Origin of the sequence: Neisseria mucosa, from assembly GCF_013267835.1 — a bacterium.
GTDB lineage: Bacteria > Pseudomonadota > Gammaproteobacteria > Burkholderiales > Neisseriaceae > Neisseria.
Window position 1 is genome coordinate 658,290 of the sequence record NZ_CP053939.1, and the last position, 19,808, is coordinate 678,097.

At 50.2% G+C, this 19,808-nt stretch carries 18 protein-coding genes; 9 read left to right on the top strand and 9 right to left on the bottom strand.

Annotated features, from left to right (window positions below):
• Positions 1 to 10: 10 nt before the first annotated feature.
• Positions 11 to 196 carry a DUF3460 family protein gene (locus tag FOC66_RS03105; protein WP_003746542.1) on the bottom strand — a complete coding sequence of 62 codons (186 nt, stop codon included), beginning with the start codon at positions 194 to 196 and terminating at the stop codon, positions 11 to 13.
• 217 nt (positions 197 to 413) lie between these two features.
• Here FOC66_RS03105 and FOC66_RS03110 point away from each other — a divergent pair, with 217 nt between their 5' ends.
• Positions 414 to 1,766 (top strand): polynucleotide adenylyltransferase PcnB, encoded by a 1,353-nt coding sequence (locus FOC66_RS03110; RefSeq protein ID WP_003746545.1) that lies wholly within the window; start codon positions 414 to 416, stop codon positions 1,764 to 1,766.
• Positions 1,767 to 1,870: 104 nt separating this feature from the next.
• Here FOC66_RS03110 and rpoD read toward each other — a convergent pair whose 3' ends face one another.
• Together rpoD and dnaG are read right to left on the bottom strand one after the other, a co-directional pair.
• The gene (rpoD, locus tag FOC66_RS03115) at positions 1,871 to 3,823 is read right to left on the bottom strand and encodes an RNA polymerase sigma factor RpoD (RefSeq protein ID WP_003746546.1); all 1,953 of its coding nucleotides are present in this window, start codon (positions 3,821 to 3,823) and stop codon (positions 1,871 to 1,873) included.
• A 194-nt stretch (positions 3,824 to 4,017) separates the two neighbouring features.
• Complete coding sequence (gene dnaG / locus FOC66_RS03120; protein WP_003746548.1) at positions 4,018 to 5,790, bottom strand: DNA primase; 1,773 nt, start codon at positions 5,788 to 5,790, stop codon at positions 4,018 to 4,020.
• A 329-nt stretch (positions 5,791 to 6,119) separates the two neighbouring features.
• On the opposite strand from dnaG, the gene FOC66_RS03125 reads away from it, so the two are divergent.
• The gene (locus FOC66_RS03125; RefSeq protein WP_003746550.1) at positions 6,120 to 7,556 is read left to right on the top strand and encodes an NAD-dependent succinate-semialdehyde dehydrogenase; all 1,437 of its coding nucleotides are present in this window, start codon (positions 6,120 to 6,122) and stop codon (positions 7,554 to 7,556) included.
• 379 nt (positions 7,557 to 7,935) lie between these two features.
• Entirely contained in the window at positions 7,936 to 8,127 is a 192-nt protein-coding gene (locus FOC66_RS03130; protein WP_155811697.1) for a hypothetical protein, read from the top strand.
• Positions 8,128 to 8,223: 96 nt separating this feature from the next.
• Here the strand turns inward: FOC66_RS03130 and FOC66_RS03135 are convergent, their stop codons facing one another.
• The gene (locus tag FOC66_RS03135) at positions 8,224 to 9,210 is read right to left on the bottom strand and encodes a malate dehydrogenase (RefSeq protein WP_003746555.1); all 987 of its coding nucleotides are present in this window, start codon (positions 9,208 to 9,210) and stop codon (positions 8,224 to 8,226) included.
• 121 nt (positions 9,211 to 9,331) lie between these two features.
• Positions 9,332 to 10,306 carry a PhoH family protein gene (locus FOC66_RS03140; RefSeq protein WP_003746557.1) on the bottom strand — a complete coding sequence of 325 codons (975 nt, stop codon included), beginning with the start codon at positions 10,304 to 10,306 and terminating at the stop codon, positions 9,332 to 9,334.
• Positions 10,307 to 10,407: 101 nt separating this feature from the next.
• Here FOC66_RS03140 and FOC66_RS03145 point away from each other — a divergent pair, with 101 nt between their 5' ends.
• From FOC66_RS03145 to rlmB, 3 genes are all read left to right on the top strand, one after another.
• Entirely contained in the window at positions 10,408 to 11,118 is a 711-nt protein-coding gene (locus tag FOC66_RS03145; protein ID WP_003746558.1) for an AzlC family ABC transporter permease, read from the top strand.
• Complete coding sequence (locus tag FOC66_RS03150) at positions 11,115 to 11,423, top strand: AzlD family protein (RefSeq protein WP_003746560.1); 309 nt, start codon at positions 11,115 to 11,117, stop codon at positions 11,421 to 11,423. The genes FOC66_RS03145 and FOC66_RS03150 overlap by 4 nt, the downstream gene beginning before the upstream one ends.
• Before the next feature lie 62 nt (positions 11,424 to 11,485).
• Positions 11,486 to 12,235 (top strand): 23S rRNA (guanosine(2251)-2'-O)-methyltransferase RlmB, encoded by a 750-nt coding sequence (gene rlmB, locus FOC66_RS03155; RefSeq protein WP_003746563.1) that lies wholly within the window; start codon positions 11,486 to 11,488, stop codon positions 12,233 to 12,235.
• Between the two features lie 53 nt (positions 12,236 to 12,288).
• Here the strand turns inward: rlmB and FOC66_RS03160 are convergent, their stop codons facing one another.
• The 3 genes from FOC66_RS03160 to pdxH form a co-directional block, all read right to left on the bottom strand.
• Positions 12,289 to 13,881 (bottom strand): vWA domain-containing protein, encoded by a 1,593-nt coding sequence (locus FOC66_RS03160; RefSeq protein WP_003746564.1) that lies wholly within the window; start codon positions 13,879 to 13,881, stop codon positions 12,289 to 12,291.
• A gap of 251 nt (positions 13,882 to 14,132) precedes the next feature.
• A complete protein-coding gene (locus tag FOC66_RS03165; RefSeq protein ID WP_003746566.1) occupies positions 14,133 to 15,191 on the bottom strand; it encodes a pseudouridine synthase in 1,059 nt (352 codons plus the stop codon).
• A gap of 159 nt (positions 15,192 to 15,350) precedes the next feature.
• Positions 15,351 to 15,983: a pyridoxamine 5'-phosphate oxidase gene (pdxH, locus tag FOC66_RS03170; RefSeq protein ID WP_036493623.1), complete on the bottom strand. Its 633-nt coding sequence runs from the start codon at positions 15,981 to 15,983 to the stop codon at positions 15,351 to 15,353.
• Between the two features lie 110 nt (positions 15,984 to 16,093).
• On the opposite strand from pdxH, the gene dut reads away from it, so the two are divergent.
• The 3 genes from dut (at position 16,094) to guaA (ending at position 18,773) form a co-directional block, all read left to right on the top strand.
• Positions 16,094 to 16,546, top strand: coding sequence for a dUTP diphosphatase (gene dut / locus FOC66_RS03175; RefSeq protein ID WP_003680707.1), 453 nt, complete (start codon positions 16,094 to 16,096; stop codon positions 16,544 to 16,546).
• Between the two features lie 186 nt (positions 16,547 to 16,732).
• Positions 16,733 to 17,059 (top strand): hypothetical protein, encoded by a 327-nt coding sequence (locus tag FOC66_RS03180; protein WP_036493628.1) that lies wholly within the window; start codon positions 16,733 to 16,735, stop codon positions 17,057 to 17,059.
• Between the two features lie 148 nt (positions 17,060 to 17,207).
• Positions 17,208 to 18,773, top strand: coding sequence for a glutamine-hydrolyzing GMP synthase (gene guaA, locus FOC66_RS03185; protein ID WP_003746573.1), 1,566 nt, complete (start codon positions 17,208 to 17,210; stop codon positions 18,771 to 18,773).
• Between the two features lie 134 nt (positions 18,774 to 18,907).
• Here guaA and FOC66_RS03190 read toward each other — a convergent pair whose 3' ends face one another.
• Positions 18,908 to 19,780, bottom strand: a complete 873-nt coding sequence (locus tag FOC66_RS03190) for a pirin family protein (protein WP_003746575.1) — start codon at positions 19,778 to 19,780, stop codon at positions 18,908 to 18,910.
• Positions 19,781 to 19,808: the final 28 nt, after the last annotated feature.

Consider the following 19,808-nt stretch of genomic DNA (forward strand, 5'->3'; position numbering starts at 1 on the left):
CGATGCGGGATTAGTCTTGATAGTAGGTGTAAGGTTTTTTGTTGACTTTGGCCGCTTCAAATTCAGCCTGTTCGGCCGGATTAAGGGTTACATCCCACAGTAAATGGCGGTTTTCGAGGCGTTGCGCTTCTAATTCGGGATGATCGGCCATGAGTTTGTCGAGGAATTGGGTAGCTTCGGATTTGTAGTGGTACATGATGTTTTGCCTGAATCGTTGTCAGACCGTCATTATAGCCGATATTTTTTGTCAATACGCTAATTAATCGAACTTCCATAAGGTATAATGGCACGTCTTTTTTAGGCCGTCTGAAGCCTTTGCTCAATGTTTTGTCTTTATCTACGGCAGGATATTGTGCAAAGGCTTAAGCCGGACAAGTTTCAGACGGCCTTTTTTATTGTGAAAAGAGCTGCTTATGTTAAAAAAATGGCTGCATAAAGTGTTGCCTAAAAAACACGTCAAGTCGTTGCCCGAAAAGGAGATTATTCCGCTTGAGCAACATGGTATCCATGCGGATATGTTGAGCTTTGCCGCTGAGAAAATTGCCAAACGCCTGCATGAAGCCGGTTTTCAGGCTTATGTTGTAGGGGGAGCCGTTCGGGATTTGTTGCTCGGGGTTGAGCCCAAAGATTTTGATATTGCAACCGATGCCACACCGGAGCAAATCCGTAAAATATTCCGCCGCAGCCGCATTATCGGCCACCGCTTTCAAATCGTTCATGTGATGATTGGTCCTGAAACTATTGAAGTGACGACGTTTCGCGGTGGCGATAAGGTTCAGCAAAATGCGCAAGGCCGCATTATGAAGGACAATACTTACGGCAGCATTGAAGAAGATGCCATGCGCCGCGACTTTACTTGCAACGCGCTGTATTACGACCCGATTAAAGAGGAAATTTGGGATTTCCATCAAGGCGTGGCTGATGTTGCCGATAAGAAATTGGTGATGATAGGTAATCCTGCCGAACGCTATCAGGAAGATCCCGTCCGTATTCTTCGCGCCGTCCGTTTGTCGGGCAAGTTGGGCTTTGAAGTGGAAGAGCAAACGGCTTTGCCGATTGCCGAATACGCAGGCCGTCTGAAAAATGAGCCGGTGGCCCGTCTTTTTGACGAAATCATGAAAATCCTGTTTTCCGGCCATTCCCGTGCCTGTTTGAAACGGTTGAACGAGTTGGGTATTCCCGAAGGCATCCATCCGCTTTTAGATGCCTTGAAAACTGCCGAAGCAGCCGACAAACGTATGATTATGTTGGCCTTGAAAAATACCGATGAGCGTCTTCGTGCGGATAAGTCCGTTTCCGTCGGTTTTGTATTGGCGGCGGTATTATGGCCGACACTAAACGCCATTTGGCAACGCAATCAAAGCCATGGTCAAAAACCTGTCCCTGCGCTGATGGATGCGATGAACACCATGCGCGATACGGTGGAGAAAGGTTGGGGCGTACCGCAAAGATTCTCTGCAACCATGCGTGAAATCTGGCAATTTCAGCCGCAATTCGACAATATGCGCGGCGCGCGCCCGTATCGTCTGTTGGCGCAAGCCCGTTTCCGTGCTGCTTATGATTTCCTGATTTTGCGTAGTGAAGTTGGCGAGGTTGATAAAGAGGTGGCTTCTTGGTGGACAACTTTCCAACATGCCGATGAGGAAACCCGCCAGCAAATGACTGCGGCCAATGATCACAAACGTCAGAAACAAAGTGGATCAACCGATGGCAAACCTAAACGCCGCCGACGCCGTCCGAAAAAGAAAACCACTGAAGCTGAATAAAATTTAAGGCCGTCTGAAACGATTAAATCTTTTGAGATTTGGTTTTCAGACGGCCTTTTCGTATTCCAATAAAAACCGCAGGCTTTTCAACCTGCGGTTTGCTTTTATGATTTGTTTTCTTCGCTGTCGAGGAAGCTGCGGAGGCGGTCGCTGCGGGTCGGATGGCGCAGCTTGCGCAGGGCTTTGGCTTCGATTTGACGGATACGTTCGCGGGTTACGTCAAATTGTTTGCCGACTTCTTCGAGCGTGTGGTCGGTATTCATATCGATACCGAAACGCATACGCAACACTTTGGCTTCGCGCGGTGTCAGGCTTTCGAGGATTTCTTTGGTTACTTCGTGCAGGCTGGTGTACATCGCAGCTTCTGCCGGCGCAACATTGTTGGCATCCTCGATGAAGTCGCCCAAGTGCGAATCGTCGTCGTCGCCAATCGGTGTTTCCATGGAAATCGGCTCTTTGGCGATTTTCATGATTTTGCGGATTTTGTCCTCCGGCATTTCCATCAGCTCGGCCAGTTTGGCGGAATCAGGTTCTTCACCGGTTTCTTGCAGGTATTGGCGCGAGATACGGTTCATTTTGTTGATGGTTTCAATCATGTGAACCGGAATACGGATGGTACGCGCTTGGTCGGCGATGGAACGGGTAATCGCTTGACGGATCCACCATGTGGCATAAGTAGAGAACTTGTAGCCGCGGCGGTATTCGAATTTGTCCACCGCTTTCATCAGGCCGATATTGCCTTCTTGAATCAAATCAAGGAACTGCAAGCCGCGGTTGGTGTATTTTTTGGCAATGGAAATAACCAAACGCAAGTTGGCCTGAATCATTTCTTGTTTGGCGGCTGAGGTTTCTTTTTCGCTCAACACCATGTTTTTGTTGATTTCTTTTAACTCTTCAATGGAAATGCGGGTTTCGGTTTCCATATTGGCCAGCTCGGCTTGTTTTTCGAGGATGGCGTGGCGGAAACGATCTAAAGCATTGGCCCACACTCGGCCTTTGGCTACTTCTTTTTCAACCCATTCCAAATCGGTAATGGCAGGCAGGAAGTTTTCGATGAAGTAGTCGCGTTCCATACGCACGCGGTCGATGCAGATATCGCGGATTTCTCGTTCGAGCTTGCGAATGTTTTCAACGCGGCTGCGCAGGTTGCTGCTCAAATTTTCAATTTGGCGTGTGGCAAAACGAACTTCCAGCAGTTTGTTGGCAATGGCATCGCGGTGTTTCAGGTAGTTGGCATGTTGGCTGCCGTGTTTTTCCAGCTGCTTGATCATTTTGCCGTATTCGCTCTCGATAAAGGCGAAATGTTCCAACACTTTTTGTTTCAGTTCGGCCAAATGGGCGGCGGACATGGCTTCGGAATCGCTGCCGGAGTCATCTTCATCATCTTCGTCGTCATCTTCGACTTCGCTGTCGGTCTCGCCTTCTTCATCGTCAGGTTTGGTATTTTCCAAATGACCCAGACCCAATTCGTTTAACAAAACTTCATTAGGGTCGATGATAGCTTCAACCACTTCATCCACACGGATTTCGTCGTTGCGGACTTGTTCGATCAAAGCCAAAATCTCGGCAATCGAACCCGGGCAGGCGGAAATGGCCTGCACCATATTTTTCAGTGCATTTTCGATTTTTTTGGCAATGATGATTTCGTCTTCGCGTGTCAACAAATCAACTTGGCCCATTTCACGCATATACATGCGTACAGGGTCGGTTGTACGGCCGAATTCGGAATCTGCGCTGGAAAGTGCCGCTTCGGCTTCTTCAACGGCATCGTCGTCGGTCAGGGCGGCGGCATTGTCGCTCAAGAGGATGTCTTCAGCATCAGGAGCCTGCTCGGTTACCTGGATACCCAAACCGGAAATCATGCTGACGATGTTGTCGATTTGCTCGGCGTCGGACATATCGTCGGGCAGCGCGTCGTTAATTTCGGAATAAGTGATGTAGCCGCGTTCTTTACCCATAATAATGAGTTGACGCAGACGGGCGCGCTGCTCTTCGATACTCAAGGGACGGTTGTCATCTTGGTCTTGGTATTCTTCGTAGTTTTGGTTTTTAGACATGGATTGCTCTCTAGGTTGATAGGATGCCGACGGTTTACGGTGATGTGGCCGTACCTGAAGGCAGAGCAGAGCTTTTTGTTGTGAAATCAGATTTCACTTTAATACTCTGAGGCCGTCTGAAAATATTACGGATGGAGTGTTCTGCGTGTCATGCTTCGCAGCGTGTGTTTAGATTGTTCAGACGGCCTGAGGGGTTAGTTTTGCTTTGCCGTCAAAAGCGACAGCAATAGTCTTTTTTCATTTTCGGTCAAACCAGTTTGAATACTTTTTTGCTTTAAAGTTTCGATTTGACTGTATTTTAATTCATTTAACAACTTTTTCATGCCGATTTGGAAACTTTCGCAATCTTCTTCGTCATCCCCTTCCATTTCTTCAGAGTGAAGGGTTGATAAAAAGATTTGATTGACGGTTTCCTCATAGGGCGAACCGCGCATATATTCAAGCACTTGTGCCGTTGCCGGAATCGTGGCGTGATTCTTGATGGTTTCGGCCAGATTGGCAAGGCAGGCAAAGTCGCCGCTTAAAGCCAGATAATCGGGCAGGTCTATATATGAAGCCCAAGCCGGATTTATCAAGAGGCTGCGTATTTGCCTTTGCACCAGTGTCAGCATGGTTGGCTGTTTGACAGAAATGGGCGGCAGTTTGTAACTTTTTTGTTTGACGTGCCGCTTGGGCGCTTCTTGTCCGAGTAACTGGGCGAGGTTGTCAGGATCAATGCCCACCAACTCGCTGAGTTTTTGTTTCAGGAGATAGCCCAATGCCGGCGCGGTAATTTGCGCTAAAAGCGGGGAACTGGTTTTGACCAATTCTGCTTTGCCTTCTTGTGTATTGAGGTTGAGGCCGTCTGAAAGATGTTCCCAAAAATATTCGGATAGGGGCTTGCTTTGGTTTAACAAGGCATCTTCAAACTGCGTCTTGCCATAGGTGCGGATGTAGCTGTCGGGGTCGTGTTCTTCGGGCAGGAAGAGAAAATGCAGCGATTTATCGTCTTTTAATTGCGGCAACGCATTTTCCAGCGCGCGCCAAGCCGCTTTACGTCCCGCGCCGTCGCCGTCAAAACAAAAATAAATACTGTCGGCCTGACGCATCAGGATTTTGACATGTTCCGCCGTGGTTGCCGTACCTAGAGCCGCTACGCCGTAGCCGATGCCGAACTGCGCCAATGCGACCACGTCCATGTAGCCTTCGACCACCAAAATCCGTCCGGCCTCTTTTACGGCAGCACGCCCTTCATATAGCCCGTAAAGGTTTTTCCCTTTATCGAACAAAGGAGTGTCGGGAGAATTCAGGTATTTGGGTTTCGAGTCGTCCAATACGCGGCCGCCAAAGCCGATGACCTGCCCACGCGGATTACGGATAGGGAACATAATCCGATGACGAAAGCGGTCGTAATGTTTGCCTTCGTTATCAATGACCATGCCCGTATCCACCAACGCAGTATTCGGATAGGGCTGAAATACTTGCGCCAAAGGCTGCCAACCGTCGGGCGCATAGCCCAAACCGTAATGCGCGATGACTTCCGCACTCAAGCCGCGTTTGTCTAAATAAGCCTTCGCTGCCGGATTGAATTTCAACTGTTGCGCGTAAAAATCCGCTGCCGCCGCCGTTGTTTCTTCCAAAGTCTGCTGTTTTTTCTTACGTTCGGCACGGATTTCGGGATTGTCTTCCTGCCCGCGCACTTTAGGCACCGTCATACCGACGCGATCAGCCAAAAACTGCACCGCCTCCGGAAACGACAGCCCCTGATGCTCCATCACAAAACCAATCGCCGAACCATGCGCCCCGCAACTGAAACAATGGTAAAACTGCTTGGTCGGACTGACCGAAAACGACGGCGTCTTTTCCTTGTGAAACGGACAGCAGGCCATATAGTTCGCCCCGCCTTTCTTCAGTGGAACCTGCTCGTCGATAATATCGACAATATCGACTTTGGACAAAAGCTCGTCAATGAAATCAGATGGAATCATGGTTCGGCAGAAGAGGATGGACGGAAAACATTTCAGACGGCCTTATAAACAGACAAAGGCCGTCTGAAAATGGAATTTCGAATGAGGGTTAAAATGAGTTTTGTATTATAGCAAATTGTTGTCATACATGTGTCCTATCCTTTTGAGGTAGAGTATCAATCATCTTATTTTATTCGTTATTAAGATAGATATGATATAGCTAAAGCAAAGGCCGTCTGTAAGATATTCAGACGGCCTTTGCTGTTGTCTTATTTTGCGATTCAGTTGCGCTTTCATGGTATGAATATGATAATGAACACATATTCCAGATTTTAGAAAGCTAGTTTCTCATGAAAGATTTTGTCCGCTTGCTCAACCATTCCGATATTTCCTTTTCTCCGATTCCAAATGCTATTAAAGTTGATAATCCTGCAACAGGTGAGGCTTTGGCGTTTGTCCGTAAGACCGATTCAGACGGCCTGAAGCTTCTGATTCAGAAGGCGGAGGCGGCACAAAAATTGTGGGCGGCAAAAACTGCGTTAGAGCGCGCCGATGTGTTGTGGCGTTGGTATTTTCTGATGAAGGAAAACAAAGAAGAACTGGCGCGCATCATGACGATGGAGCAGGGCAAAAGCCTGACCGAGGCGCGCGGCGAGATTGATTATGCGGCTTCATTTGTACGCTGGTTTGCGGAAGAGGCGCGGCGGATTGACGGCGATGTGCTGACGAGTGTGAAAGCATCGCAAAAACTGGTCGTGTTGAAACAGCCTATCGGTGTTACCGCCGCGATTACGCCGTGGAATTTCCCATCCGCAATGATTGCGCGTAAGGCTGCACCTGCTTTGGCGGTAGGCTGCGCGATGATCGTCAAACCTGCATCGCTCACGCCTTTGAGTGCGTATGCATTGGTCGTTTTGGCTTATGAAGCCGGCGTGCCGCAGGATTTGTTGCCTGTTGTCAGCGGTAGTGCTTCGGAAATCAGTCATGAATTTGCCACGAATCCGACCGTGCGCAAAATCAGCTTTACCGGCTCAACCGAAGTCGGCGCGAAAATTTTTGCCGACAGTGCGGCGGACATTAAAAAACTCAGCTTGGAACTGGGCGGCAATGCGCCGTTTATCGTGTTTGACGATGCCGATTTGGACAAAGCTGTCGAAGGTGCACTTGCCAGCAAGTTCCGTAACAGCGGTCAGACCTGCGTCTGCACCAACCGCGTTTACGCCCAATCCGGCATTTACGACGAATTTTGCCGCAGATTGAGTGAAAAAGTGGCGGCGCTCAAATTGGGCAACGGCTTGGAAGAGGGCGTAAACCAAGGGCCGTTGATTGAGAAAAAAGCGGTGGAGAAAGTCGAGCAGCACATCGCCGACGCGCTTGCTAAAGGCGCAAGTTGCCTGACCGGCGGCAAACGCAGCGCATTGGGCGGAACGTTTTTTGAGCCGACTGTTTTAAGTGGTGTTACGGCGCACATGGCGGTAGCTCGCGAGGAAACCTTCGGGCCGTTGTGTCCGGTGTTCCGTTTTGAAACCGAAGCCGAAGTCATCGTAGCCGCCAACAATACGGAATACGGTTTGGCAGCTTACCTTTTCACCTCCGACACCGCCCGCCAGTGGCGCGTCGGCGAAGCCTTGGAATACGGAATGGTCGGCATCAATACGGGCTTAATCAGTAATGAAGTGGCACCGTTTGGCGGCGTGAAACGCAGTGGTTTGGGACGTGAAGGGAGCAAATATGGTGCGGATGAGTATTTGGAATTGAAATATTTATGTATTGATGTAGCGGAATAAGGCTTACACAGTAAAGGCCGTCTGAAATTCGGTTTTCAGACGGCCTTTTTTAAACGCAGAAAAGGTATCGGATAATTTTCATATTGTGAGAACGATCTTTATAAAAAGCAAAACCATAAGAAACAAAGTTGCAAAAATTTTGTCACATGTTTATAAAATTAGTTTGATAACTATTTTGATGTTTTTAATCTTGTTGGATGTGTATTTCAAGTTTCTAGCTGTAGTTTTTTGAGTGATGGCAGCGGAAATTTTGGATAATACAACCGTGAGCAAGGAAGGATTGTTTTTTTGCTCACACAGTGTGGCTCATATCGATAGCGTGGGAACTTTATCTAGGCTGCAATTTTGTGGTGTGACTTTTATAAAAAAGGTGATGTGAATGTTGAAGAAATTTTTAATCCTGTTTTGCGTAGCTTTTATCGGCGCATGCAGTTCCTTTAATGGGGACGGTTTGTCAAATGGCTCATATTCTCAAGGGAAACGGCTTGATCCGAATTGTGATCATTATGCTGTCGGCGGTAGTGGCGGCGGTTGTACACCGGCAGGTCAATGGCATCTTAAAGATAAATAAGGACAAAGAGTTCCATTCTAGCTTTTAAAAATGATTGTAGAATGGGCATTTAATTATTTAGGCCGTCTGAAATTTGGTTTTCAGACGGCCTTTGTTTTAGAGTAGATCTTGGATGGCTGAACGCTCTTCTTCCAATTCGGCCAGCGTGGCTGCAATACGTTTTTGGCTGAATTCGTCCGACAAATCTAAGCCTTGGACGATGCGGTAGCTGCCTGCGTCGCAAATGACGGGGAAGCCGAAAACCAAACCTTCGGGAATGCCGTAAGAGCCATCGGATGGAACGCCCATCGTTACCCATTTGCCGCTGCTGCCGAGCAGCCAGTCGCGCAGGTGGTAGATGGCGGCATTGGCGGCGGAGGCTGCGGATGATGAGCCGCGTGCGGCGATAATGGCTGCACCGCGTCCGGCGATTTTCGGCATGAAGACTTCGGTGTTCCAGTCGGGTTCGGTAATCATGTCTTGGACGGACTCGCCGTTGCTGGTGGCGTAGCGGTAGTCGGCGTACATGGTCGGGCTGTGGTTGCCCCAGACGCACATTTGCTCGATGGAAGGAATCGGGCGGTTGATTTTTTCGGCAATTTGGCTGACGGCGCGGTGGTGGTCGAGGCGCATCAGGGCGGTGAAGTTTTCCGGCGGGATGTCGGGTGCGGACTTCATGGCGATGTAGGCGTTGGTATTGGCCGGGTTGCCGACGACGAGGACTTTGACGTTGCGATGGGCAACTTTGTTCAACGCCGCGCCTTGTATTTTGAAAATTTCGGCGTTGGCATGCAGCAGGTCGGCGCGTTCCATGCCTTGCGTACGCGGGCGCGCACCAATCAAGAGGGCGATGTCGGCATCTTTGAAGGCGACTTCGGGATCGTCTGTAGCGAAGATGTCGGCTAAGAGGGGGAAGGCGCAATCCTGCATTTCCATAATCACACCGCGCAATGCTTGTTGCGCCTGCGGCAGGTCGAGCAGTTGCAGGATAACGGGTTGGTCGCGTCCGAGCATGATGCCGCCGGCGATACGGAAGAGGGTGGCGTAGGCGATTTGCCCTGCCGCGCCGGTAACGGCGATTCGGACGGGTGGCTTGAGGGTCATATTTTTCCTTTTGAAGTCGTTGTTTTACTTGGTTTTCGGATTATAGCAGTATTATGTGCCGAATGATGTAGGAAGGCCGTCTGAAATTTGATTTTCAGACGGCCTTCAGTGTTTGAAAAGATTATTCGTCGTTTTTCTTTTCAGCTTGTTCTTCGGCAGCTTCATAGGCTTCGACGATTTTCTGTACCAATGGATGGCGGACAACGTCTTCGCTGGTGAAGGTGTGGAAATACAGGCCTTCTACGTCGCGCAGTTTTTCGCGTGCATCTTTCAAGCCGGATTTGATGTTGCGCGGCAGGTCGATTTGGCTGATGTCGCCGGTAATGACTGCTTTGGCACCGAAGCCGATACGGGTTAGGAACATTTTCATTTGTTCGGGCGTGGTGTTTTGCGCTTCGTCCAAGATGACATACGCGCCATTTAAGGTACGGCCGCGCATATAGGCCAGCGGCGCAATTTCAATCAAACCTTTTTCCATCAGTTTGGTTACGCGGTCAAAGCCCATCAAGTCATAAAGCGCATCATAAAGCGGTCGCAGGTAGGGATCGACTTTTTGCGCTAAATCGCCCGGCAGGAAGCCTAATTTTTCGCCTGCTTCGACTGCAGGGCGCACCAAAACGATGCGTTCGATTTGGTGTTTTTCCATGGCATCAACTGCGGCGGCAACGGCAAGATAGGTTTTGCCTGTACCGGCAGGGCCTAAACCGAACACGACATCGTGGTTGAGCAAGGCGCGGATATAGCCGTTTTGGCGCGGTGTGCGGCCGCCGATGCTGCCGCGTTTAGTGCGGAAATAGTATTGTTGGTCGTGGTGTTTTTCTTCGTGTTTTTCATCTGCGGTTTTGGCTTCAACGGCCGCGAGGCTGATGGCGTTGTCGTCCAAGTCGCCTTTTTCTGCGGCTTCGGCAAGCGATAGCAAGGCACGGCGGCCGGCGTGTGCCAGTTCGCCCATGAAGGTGAAATGTTCGAAGCGGCGGCTGATTTGGATATCAAGGGCTTTGCCTAAGGCTTCGAGATTGCTGTCGAGCGCGCCGCACAGGCGTTGCAACACGGTATTGTCAATTTCTTCAAACTGCAGATGGACGGTGTGGGTCATATCGGTTTCCGTAAATAAATCTATTTTTCCGTATTATACCCTTGTTCAGACGGCATGCTTTATAATACGTCGCTTCTTTTTGATAAACCGTTTCAATTAAAATGAGTCATACTATTTCCCCGCAGTCTGAGTTTCTGCGCGGCATTAAAGAATGTTCCCCTATGCTGATCGGCCTGTTGCCGTGGGCGCTGATTTTGGGTATGCAGGGCGGGCAGAAGGGCATGAGTTGGCTGGAAATGCTGCTGATGACGGGCATGAATTTTGCCGGAGGTTCGGAATTCGCCGCAGTCAATTTATGGGCAAATCCTTTGCCGATTCTGCTGATTGCAACGGTAACGTTTATGATTAATTCGCGCCATATCCTGATGGGTGCGGCGATTGCGCCGTATATGAGGGATATGCCGTTGAAAAAGGCGATGCCTGCGCTGTTTGTGATGTGTGATGAAAGCTGGGCAATGGCGTTTGCTGAAATTCAAAAGCGTAAGGCGGCAGGTTTGCCTGCGTTCAACATGCCGTTTTATGCCGGCGTGTGCTTTATTTTGTATGTAACTTGGATTGGTTTTGCGGCGTTTGGCGCGGCAGTCGGTCCGATGTTCGGCGATGTGGCGGCATGGGGCTTCGGCATGGCGTTTCCTGCGGTGTTTTTGGTGTTGCTGCGCGGTATGTGGAAGAGCTTTGCGGCTTCACGCCCTTGGTTTGTCAGCCTGATTGTGGCGTGCGCAACTTATTTGACCGTGGATGGCGCATGGTATGTTCCGGCTGGAGCGTTGTCGGGTTTGTTGGCGGCGTATTTTTTGGGAGAGCAAAAATGAAGGATTTGTTGTCGCTGCAATCGTTTTTGCTGTTTTTAAGTATGTTGGCCGTAACCTATTCGACCCGATTAATCGGCTTTTTTGCATTGCGCAACCGTACGTTGAGCCGTCGCGCGCAAGTAGTTATGGAGGCCGCGCCGGGCTGCGTGTTGATTTCCGTGATTGCGCCTTATTTTGTATCGGACAAACCGCATGAGCTGATTGCCATTGCTTTGACGGTATTGGCCGCCAGCCGGTTTTCGATGTTGGTGACGGTATTAATCGGCGTTGGTGCTTCGGGCATACTCGGTTATTTGATGAAATAAAAAATTTTCAGACGGCCTTACTTGTTATAATGGCCGTCTGAATTTTTTGATAAAGCAAAAACATGGCAAACCAACGACTCATCTATGGCTTTCACGCCGTCAATGCCCGTTTGTGGCAAAACCCGAAATCGATTACCGAACTCTATATCCAAGAGGGCAAATCCGATGCGCGCACCCGCGATGTATTGGATAAAGCAGCCTCTGAAAACGTACGCGTGCATTTTGCCGATGCCGACCGCTTGAATGCCATCAGCAAAGGGGCGCGTCATCAGGGCGTGGTCGGGTTTATCGATGCTTCCAAAAACCATGTTCACTTGGAAGATGTGTTGGAAAATCTGAGCGAACCGCCGTTTTTGCTGGTATTGGACGGCATTACCGATCCGCACAACCTCGGCGCGTGCCTGCGTACTGCCGATGCGATGGGCGTGCATGCCGTGATTGCACCCAAAGACAAAAGCGCCGGCCTGAATGCGACCGTCAGCAAAGTTGCCTGTGGCGCAGCGGAAACCGTGCCGTATATTACTGTAACCAATCTTGCCCGTACTTTGCGTGAGCTGAAAGAATACGGCATTTGGATTGTCGGTACGGACATGGGCGGCGACTCAGACCTTTACCACTGCGATTTACCCGACAGCGCGGCATGGGTGATGGGCAACGAAGGCGAAGGCATGCGCCGTCTGACGCGCGAACATTGCGATATGCTGGTATCGATTCCGATGTTTGGCACAGTCGAGAGCATGAATGTTTCCGTCAGCGCAGGCATGGTATTGAGCGAAACCCGCCGTCAACGTGTGTTGAAATCGGAAAAATAAAAAGTGTAATTAAAAGGCCGTCTGAATGTTTTTCAGACGGCCTTTTTCAGGTTTTATTCTTTAACCAAAGGACCTGATTGCTTTTCATTACCGGCGGCAATGCGAACCAATTGGAGAAATTCCGATTTCAGCTCAAACGGATCATCGCCTTGGACTTGCTGTACCATTTTTTCAATGTCGCTCCAGCCAAGTTTGCCGTTGTATTCGCCGCCGCGCAGGGCTTGGGCATAGGAAGCCGCGGCAAGGGCGAGCAGGGTGTCTTTATCGGCTTGCTCCAGCGGTTTGCTGCCAACGGGAATTGCTTGTTCCATCAGCTTGCTGTCTTTTTCCCCAGGCAGTTTGTAGCGGACTTTGACAAAGGCGTATTCGTTTTTACTGCCTTTGGCGGCAGGGGCTTTTTGATAGCGTGATTCGTTCAGCCAGCCGGTTTTTCCTGCCGGAATGATTTCATAAATGGCGGTCACGCTGTGGCCTGAGCCGATATCGCCCGCATCTACTTTGTCATTATTGAAGTCTTCATTGCGCAGGGTACGGTTGGTGTAGCCGACCAAGCGGTATTCTTTGACAGTGGCAGGATTGAATTCGACTTGGATTTTGACATCCTGCGCTACGGTGGCGAGCGTGGAAGTCAGTTGTTGCTGTAAAACTTTTTTCGCTTCTTTTTCGTTGTCGATATAGCTGTAATTACCGTCGCCTGCATCAGCAATTTGTTCCATCATGTCTTCGTTGTAATTGTCCGTACCAAAGCCTAGCGTACTGAGTGAAATACCGGTTTTACGTTTTTCGGCAACCATGGATTTGAGGGTTTCGGTATCAGATACGCCAACGTTAAAGTCGCCATCGGTCGCCAGCAGGATACGGTTGATGCCGTTAGGTACAAAGGCTTTTTGCGCTTCTTCGTATGCCATGCGTAAAGCGGATTCGCCCGAAGTCGAGCCTTCGGCTTTCAGCTTGTCGATGGCCTTCAGGATGGTTTCTTTATCTGAACCTGATGTGGGCGGAAGCACCAGCTCTTCGCCTGATGAATAGGTAATCAGTGTAACCTTGTCCTGCGGGCGTAATTGTTGGGTCAAGATACGCAACGTTTTTTGAACCAACGGAAGTTTATTTTCTTCATCCATACTGCCGGATACGTCCACGAGGAACACAAGATTGGCGGGCGGCAGGTCTTTCTTTGCCGTGTCTTGTGCTTGAATGCCGATTTTGATCAGCTTGGCTTCCGGTTGCCATGGAGAATCAATGGTTTCAGTGTGAACGGCAAATGGGCGGCCGTCAGTAGGCAGTGGGTAGTTGTAAGGGAAATAATTGATGATTTCCTCAATGCGCACGGCATCTTTGGGCGGCTGTTTGCCGCTGTTCAGAAATCGGCGGACGTTGGCGTAGCTGCCGGTATCGACATCGATGCTGAATGTGGAAACAGGTTCTTGGGCAACGGATTTGACCGGTTGATCGGGTTGGTCTTGGTAGCGTTCGGTGTTTTCTGTAAGAGACAGATTTTCTTCAGCAACGGCAGTAGCAGGCAATGCTGAGTCCGGTGCGCCATGAAGATTTTCGGTTGACGAGTCTGAACGGTCGAGTGGGCCGGAACACGCGGTTAAAGCTGCCAAAGTGAGTATGGAAACGGTTTTTAGGAAAAAACGGGGCATGATTCGAGCTCCATAGAAATATCTCTTGCTGATTGTTAAAAGTGTTGATGGCAGTGTATTGGCAGAGTTAACGCTGGTGCTGAGTCACTTTTTTTGAATTTTAATGTGTGAATAGTGGGTTAAGTTTAAATCAGGACAAGGCGGAGCAACGCGGTACTGGTCTAAACTTAACCCACTATTTTTATGACTTAGGCAAGATTTTGTCGGGCTGAGACGATTTTGTAAAGGCCTCAGCCCCGATTTATCTTACATTAACTTTTCTTCCGGCGACGTTCACCCGGCAGCAGCATGTCCGCCCATTTGATGATGTTGGCGACTTCTGCCGGATTGAGTTCGTAGAACTGGCCGCGTTTGAGGCGGTTTGGCAGGCCGATAGGGCCGAAGCCTACGCGGACGAGGCGGCTGACGGTCAGGCCTTGGCTTTCAAAAATGCGGCGTACTTCACGGTTGCGACCTTCTTTGATGACGACGTTGTACCATTTGTTTGCGCCTTCGCCGCCTTGTTCGTAGATGCGTTCGACTTTTGCCAAACCGTCTTCGAGCATGACGCCTTCTTCGGTCAGGACGCGCATTTGTTCGGTGGTCAACTCGCCCAATACGCGCACGGCGTATTCGCGTTCGACTTCAAAGCTGGGGTGGGCAAAGCGTTGAACGAGTTCGCCTGAAGTGGTTAGAATCAAAAGGCCGCTGGTATTGATGTCCAAACGGCCGATAGCCACCCAGCGACTGCTGGCTGCTTGCGGCAGGCGGTCGAAAATGCTGATGCGGCCTTGCGGGTCGTCGCGGGAAACGATTTCGCCTTCTTGTTTGTAGTAGAGGATGATGCGCGGCAGGCGGTCTGCCCATTTGAGTTTGATAATGCTGCCTTTGACGGTAACGTGGTCGTCGGGGGTGACTTTGTCGCCCAGTTGGGCGACGCGGCCGTTGACCGTTACCCAGCCGTTGCTGATCCATTCTTCCATTTCGCGACGAGAGCCGACGCCGGAAGCGGCCAGGACTTTTTGCAGGCGCTCGGGTTCGAAGCGGGAAAGGTCGCTGCGGCGTTCTTTCAAATCGCGGGCGTGCTCCATGATTTTTTGGTTGGGATTGCGGACAACCAGTTTTTTGGCTTTGGCGGCACGTTGTTTTGGCGCGGTATTTTGAGCTTTAGGGCCGTCTGAAACTTTTTGGCCGTAAGGTTTGCCTGATGTTTTGCGTTCGTTGTCTGGACGTTTTTTATTGGCGAAGGATTTGGCCGGTTTGGAAGGTTTCTTGGCGGCAGATGATACGCCGTCGCGCCATTGGCGTTTGCTGGAAGGCTGTTTGGACATGATTTTTCCTAACTCGCTTGAAAAAGCGGTTCTTCTGCGGCAGTTGCGGCAGGGGTTGGATTGGGGGAAAAGGCCGTCTGAAAATCAGATTCAGACGGCCTGCCGATGAAAGGCTGTATTGTAACTCAACCAGTAAATTTTTGTTTGAAAATCCGAAAATTATGGCGAAAGGCGTTCGCGTATCCAGTTGCCGTCAACCAGGCGGTATTGGATGCGGTCATGCAGGCGGCTGGGGCGGCCTTGCCAGAATTCGATGCGGTCGGGAATAACGAGGTATCCGCCCCAATGCGGAGGACGGGGAACATGCAGGGGATGTTTGACGCCGACGGCTGCGGCTTTGGCCACCAAAACGGCTTTGCTGGAAATCACTTCGCTTTGCGCGCTTGCCCATGCGCCGATACGGCTGGTATACGGGCGGCTTTCAAAATATTCGTCCGAAGCGGCGGCGTCGAGTTTTTCAATGCGTCCTTCAATGCGCACTTGGCGCTCGAGTTCCGGCCAGAAAAAAGTCATGGCGGCAAAAGGGTGTGCCGTATAGGAGCGGCCTTTGCGGCTGTGGTAATTGGTAAAGAAAACAAAGCCTTTGGGGTTGACTTCTTTTAGCAGCACCATGCGGCTGTTGGGCCTGCCGTCTTCGCCCACAGCGGCAACGTTGACCGCGGTCGGCTCGTTGACTTCGGCGTGAATCGCTTCGTTCAGCCATTGCTCGAATTGGACAATCGGGTCGGCGTGGCATTCGGCTTCCGACAGCTCGCGTTTGCTGTAATCTTCGCGGATATTGTGCAGATCCATGATTTTTCTCCTTAGGTTTGACCGAATCATACTCCGTTTTTTCAGACGGCCTCAAGGGCATTGTGTATAATCGTAGCCCTTTCCAATATAGAACAATACGGAGTCCTGTCATGCAAACCGAAGTCGAACTGAAAATCTTAAATCCGAAAATGGCCGATTCCCTGCCTGCTTATGCAACGCCTGGTTCTGCCGGTTTGGACTTGCGTGCCTGCTTGGATGAAGCCGTTGTATTGCAACCGGGCGATGTGTATCTCGTGCCGACCGGTTTGGCTGTGCATTTGGCCAACCCTGCGTATGCAGCCGTTTTGCTGCCGCGTTCCGGTTTGGGTCATAAACACGGTATTGTTTTGGGCAATTTGGTCGGTTTGATTGACTCGGATTATCAAGGCGAATTGAAGGTTTCCTTGTGGAACCGTGGTAAAGAAGCGTTTACCATCGAGCCGATGGAGCGTATCGCGCAAATGGTGATTGTGCCGGTTGTCCAAGCCGCGTTTAAAGTCGTGGACGAGTTTGCCGCCAGCGAGCGCGGCGAAGGCGGATTCGGCAGCACCGGCAAAGCCTGATGATTTGAAAGGCCGTCTGAAACAGGATAAATTGAAATATTTGATTTCGGTTTGCCGTTGTTCAGACGGCCTTTTTGTTGTGCCAACCTTTGCATAATCACACACAAGATTGCATTTTTATATCTTGTCTGTATGACCGGCGCACCCAATAATACAGGCCGTCTGAAACCTTTACGGAGCGTTGTTATGTCCCGTCCTTCACTTTTTCTGCCTTTATTTTTGATTATCTTTGGCGCAGTTTGGTTTTTACGCGCCACGGATATTTTGCCTGCGACATCGACAATGATTGCCGGCGCATTAATTATTTTGGGCTTTGCCGTGTTGATTATGGACGGCATCAACAAACAGTCCATCGTTTCCGGACCGATGCTGGTTTATATCGGTACAGCTATTTATCTGCACATGAGCTACTGGATTTACCTCTCGCCGTTGCTGGCCATCGGCATGGTCGTGTTGGGTTGTCTGCTGTTGCTCTCGCGCAGCGATATGATTCCTGAGAAACACACAAAATAGAAAGATGAGAGATTTAGGTTTTACCCTATAAAGGCCGTCTGAACAATGGTATAATCCGCCGATTCAGACGGCCTTTTTTATTGTGGTTTAAATTTGAAATTTACCCTCCCGGCCGCACCGTTTTCTTACATTTTGCAAAGTTTCCGCCATGACCCAAGACAAAATCCTCATCCTCGACTTCGGCTCGCAAGTTACCCAGCTGATCGCCCGCCGCGTGCGCGAAGCCCACGTTTACTGCGAACTGCATTCTTTCGACATGCCTTTGGAAGAAATCAAAGCCTTCAATCCAAAAGGCATCATCCTCTCCGGCGGCCCCAATTCCGTTTACGAATCCGATTATCAAGCCGATACCGGTATTTTTGATTTGGGTATTCCGGTTTTGGGCATTTGCTACGGTATGCAATTTATGGCGCACCACTTGGGCGGCGAAGTTAGCCCGGGCAACCAACGTGAATTCGGTTATGCGCAAGTGAAAACCATCGACAGCGAGCTGACACGCGGCATTCAAGATGATGCTCCTAATACGCTCGACGTTTGGATGAGCCATGGCGATAAAGTTTCCAAACTGCCTACCGGCTTCTCCGTCATCGGCGATACGCCGTCTTGCCCGATTGCCATGATGGAAAACGCTGAGAAACAATTCTACGGCATCCAATTCCACCCTGAAGTGACCCATACCAAACAAGGCCGCGCGTTGTTGAACCGCTTTGTCTTGGATATTTGCGGCGCACAACCAAGCTGGACCATGCCGAACTACATCGAAGAAGCCGTTGCCAAAATCCGCGAACAAGTCGGCAACGACGAAGTGATTTTAGGTTTGTCCGGTGGCGTGGACTCTTCCGTAGCGGCGGCGCTGATTCACCGTGCCATCGGCGACCAACTGACCTGTGTGTTTGTTGACCACGGCCTGTTGCGCCTGAACGAAGGCAAAATGGTGATGGACATGTTTGCCCGCAACTTGGGCGTACGCGTGATTCACGTTGATGCCGAAGAGCAGTTTTTGGCGAAACTTGCCGGCGTGACCGATCCCGAGAAAAAACGCAAAATCATCGGTGCGGAATTTATTGAAGTCTTTGACGCTGAAGAGAAAAAACTCACCAACGCCAAATGGTTGGCACAAGGTACGATTTACCCTGACGTAATCGAATCCGCAGGCGCGAAAACCAAAAAAGCCCACGCCATCAAATCGCACCACAATGTCGGCGGCCTGCCTGAAAACATGAAACTCAAATTGCTTGAGCCGTTGCGCGACTTGTTCAAAGACGAAGTGCGCGAATTGGGCGTCGCTTTGGGTCTGCCTCGTGAAATGGTGTACCGTCATCCGTTCCCGGGCCCGGGTTTGGGCGTGCGTATCTTGGGTGAAGTGAAAAAAGAATACGCCGACTTGCTCCGTCAGGCGGACGACATTTTCATCCAAGAATTGCGCAACACCACCGATGAAAACGGTACATCTTGGTACGACCTGACCAGCCAAGCCTTTGCCGTATTCCTGCCTGTGAAATCCGTCGGCGTGATGGGCGACGGCCGCACATACGATTACGTCGTTGCCTTGCGTGCCGTGATTACCAGCGACTTTATGACTGCGCACTGGGCAGAGCTGCCATACTCGCTGCTTGGCCGTGTGTCCAACCGCATCATCAACGAAGTCAAAGGTATCAACCGCGTGGTTTATGATGTCAGCGGCAAACCGCCTGCCACGATTGAATGGGAATAATCCCTAAATAATAAAGGCCGTCTGAACAGATATTGTTCAGACGGCCTTTTTGCACTGATGAGCTTAGTTAACGCATACAATGAAATCAATCAGCAAACTTTCCGTTAGCGGTTTAAGCAAACTCAGCAAATACCTTAATCAATACGGCCGAATTTTCCGCTTTTAAAATCGCTAACGGCTTGTCGGATTTCTTCAGCAGTATTCATCACAAATGGGCCGTAGCCGACTACGGGTTCATCAATCGGAACGCCGGAAAGCAGCAAGATTTTGACTTCTTCGCTACCGGCTTTCGCGCGCACTTTACCGCCGGTTTGCTCAAAATTGACCAATTCTCCGGCTGTTGCCTGTTCATTGCCATTAAACGTAACCGTTCCGCGCAGGACAACCATAGACAGATTGTGATTGTCAGGTATTTCCAACTCGGCTTCTTTATTGGCATGGAGCACAATATCCCAAACATTCATTTCGGTGAACGTGTCCGCCGCGCCTTTTACGTCGTCATGTTCGCCTGCAATCAGGCGTAAGTAGCCGGCTTCGTTGGGAAATTTGACGACGGGAATATTTGCTTTGGCAAGATGCTGATAGCGTGGCGGAGTATTTTTGTCTTTGGCCGGCAGGTTGACCCAGAGTTGCACCATTTCAAAGAGTCCGCCTTTTTTGCTGAAGTTTTCAGAGTGGAATTCTTCATGAATGATGCCTGAACCTGCGGTCATCCATTGCACGTCGCCTTCGTAAATAATGCCGCCGCCTCCGCTGGAGTCGCGGTGTGCCACTTCGCCGTGGTAGGCGATGGTAACGGTTTCAAAGCCTTTGTGCGGATGTTGTCCGACACCGCGCGGACCGTGCGTTTCGTTGGGTGCAAATTCATATGGCGCAGCATAGTCCAACATCAGGAATGGATTGGTGCAGCGGTCGTCAGCCATGTGGGAGAACAAAGGTTGCACGAGGAATCCGTTGCCTACCCAGTGTTGGCTGTCGGCTCGGTAGATTTGTTTGATGTTGCGCATGATAAAGTTCCTTCTTTTTATGGCGTCT

Excerpts from the sequence above, each read along its gene's own strand:
- FOC66_RS03110 (WP_003746545.1), top strand. The coding sequence starts at position 414 with ATGTTAAAAAAATGGCTGCATAAAGTGTTGCCTAAAAAACACGTCAAG.
- dut (WP_003680707.1), top strand. The coding sequence starts at position 16,094 with ATGCAAACCGAAGTCGAACTGAAAATCTTAAATCCGAAAATGGCCGAT.
- FOC66_RS03150 (WP_003746560.1), top strand. The coding sequence starts at position 11,115 with ATGAAGGATTTGTTGTCGCTGCAATCGTTTTTGCTGTTTTTAAGTATG.
- pdxH (WP_036493623.1), bottom strand. The coding sequence starts at position 15,983 with ATGGATCTGCACAATATCCGCGAAGATTACAGCAAACGCGAGCTGTCG.
- FOC66_RS03190 (WP_003746575.1), bottom strand. The coding sequence starts at position 19,780 with ATGCGCAACATCAAACAAATCTACCGAGCCGACAGCCAACACTGGGTA.
- FOC66_RS03130 (WP_155811697.1), top strand. The coding sequence starts at position 7,936 with ATGTTGAAGAAATTTTTAATCCTGTTTTGCGTAGCTTTTATCGGCGCA.
- FOC66_RS03180 (WP_036493628.1), top strand. The coding sequence starts at position 16,733 with ATGTCCCGTCCTTCACTTTTTCTGCCTTTATTTTTGATTATCTTTGGC.
- FOC66_RS03145 (WP_003746558.1), top strand. The coding sequence starts at position 10,408 with ATGAGTCATACTATTTCCCCGCAGTCTGAGTTTCTGCGCGGCATTAAA.
- FOC66_RS03160 (WP_003746564.1), bottom strand. The coding sequence starts at position 13,881 with ATGCCCCGTTTTTTCCTAAAAACCGTTTCCATACTCACTTTGGCAGCT.
- rpoD (WP_003746546.1), bottom strand. The coding sequence starts at position 3,823 with ATGTCTAAAAACCAAAACTACGAAGAATACCAAGACCAAGATGACAAC.
- guaA (WP_003746573.1), top strand. The coding sequence starts at position 17,208 with ATGACCCAAGACAAAATCCTCATCCTCGACTTCGGCTCGCAAGTTACC.
- FOC66_RS03105 (WP_003746542.1), bottom strand. The coding sequence starts at position 196 with ATGTACCACTACAAATCCGAAGCTACCCAATTCCTCGACAAACTCATG.
- FOC66_RS03125 (WP_003746550.1), top strand. The coding sequence starts at position 6,120 with ATGAAAGATTTTGTCCGCTTGCTCAACCATTCCGATATTTCCTTTTCT.
- FOC66_RS03140 (WP_003746557.1), bottom strand. The coding sequence starts at position 10,306 with ATGACCCACACCGTCCATCTGCAGTTTGAAGAAATTGACAATACCGTG.
- FOC66_RS03165 (WP_003746566.1), bottom strand. The coding sequence starts at position 15,191 with ATGTCCAAACAGCCTTCCAGCAAACGCCAATGGCGCGACGGCGTATCA.
- rlmB (WP_003746563.1), top strand. The coding sequence starts at position 11,486 with ATGGCAAACCAACGACTCATCTATGGCTTTCACGCCGTCAATGCCCGT.
- dnaG (WP_003746548.1), bottom strand. The coding sequence starts at position 5,790 with ATGATTCCATCTGATTTCATTGACGAGCTTTTGTCCAAAGTCGATATT.
- FOC66_RS03135 (WP_003746555.1), bottom strand. The coding sequence starts at position 9,210 with ATGACCCTCAAGCCACCCGTCCGAATCGCCGTTACCGGCGCGGCAGGG.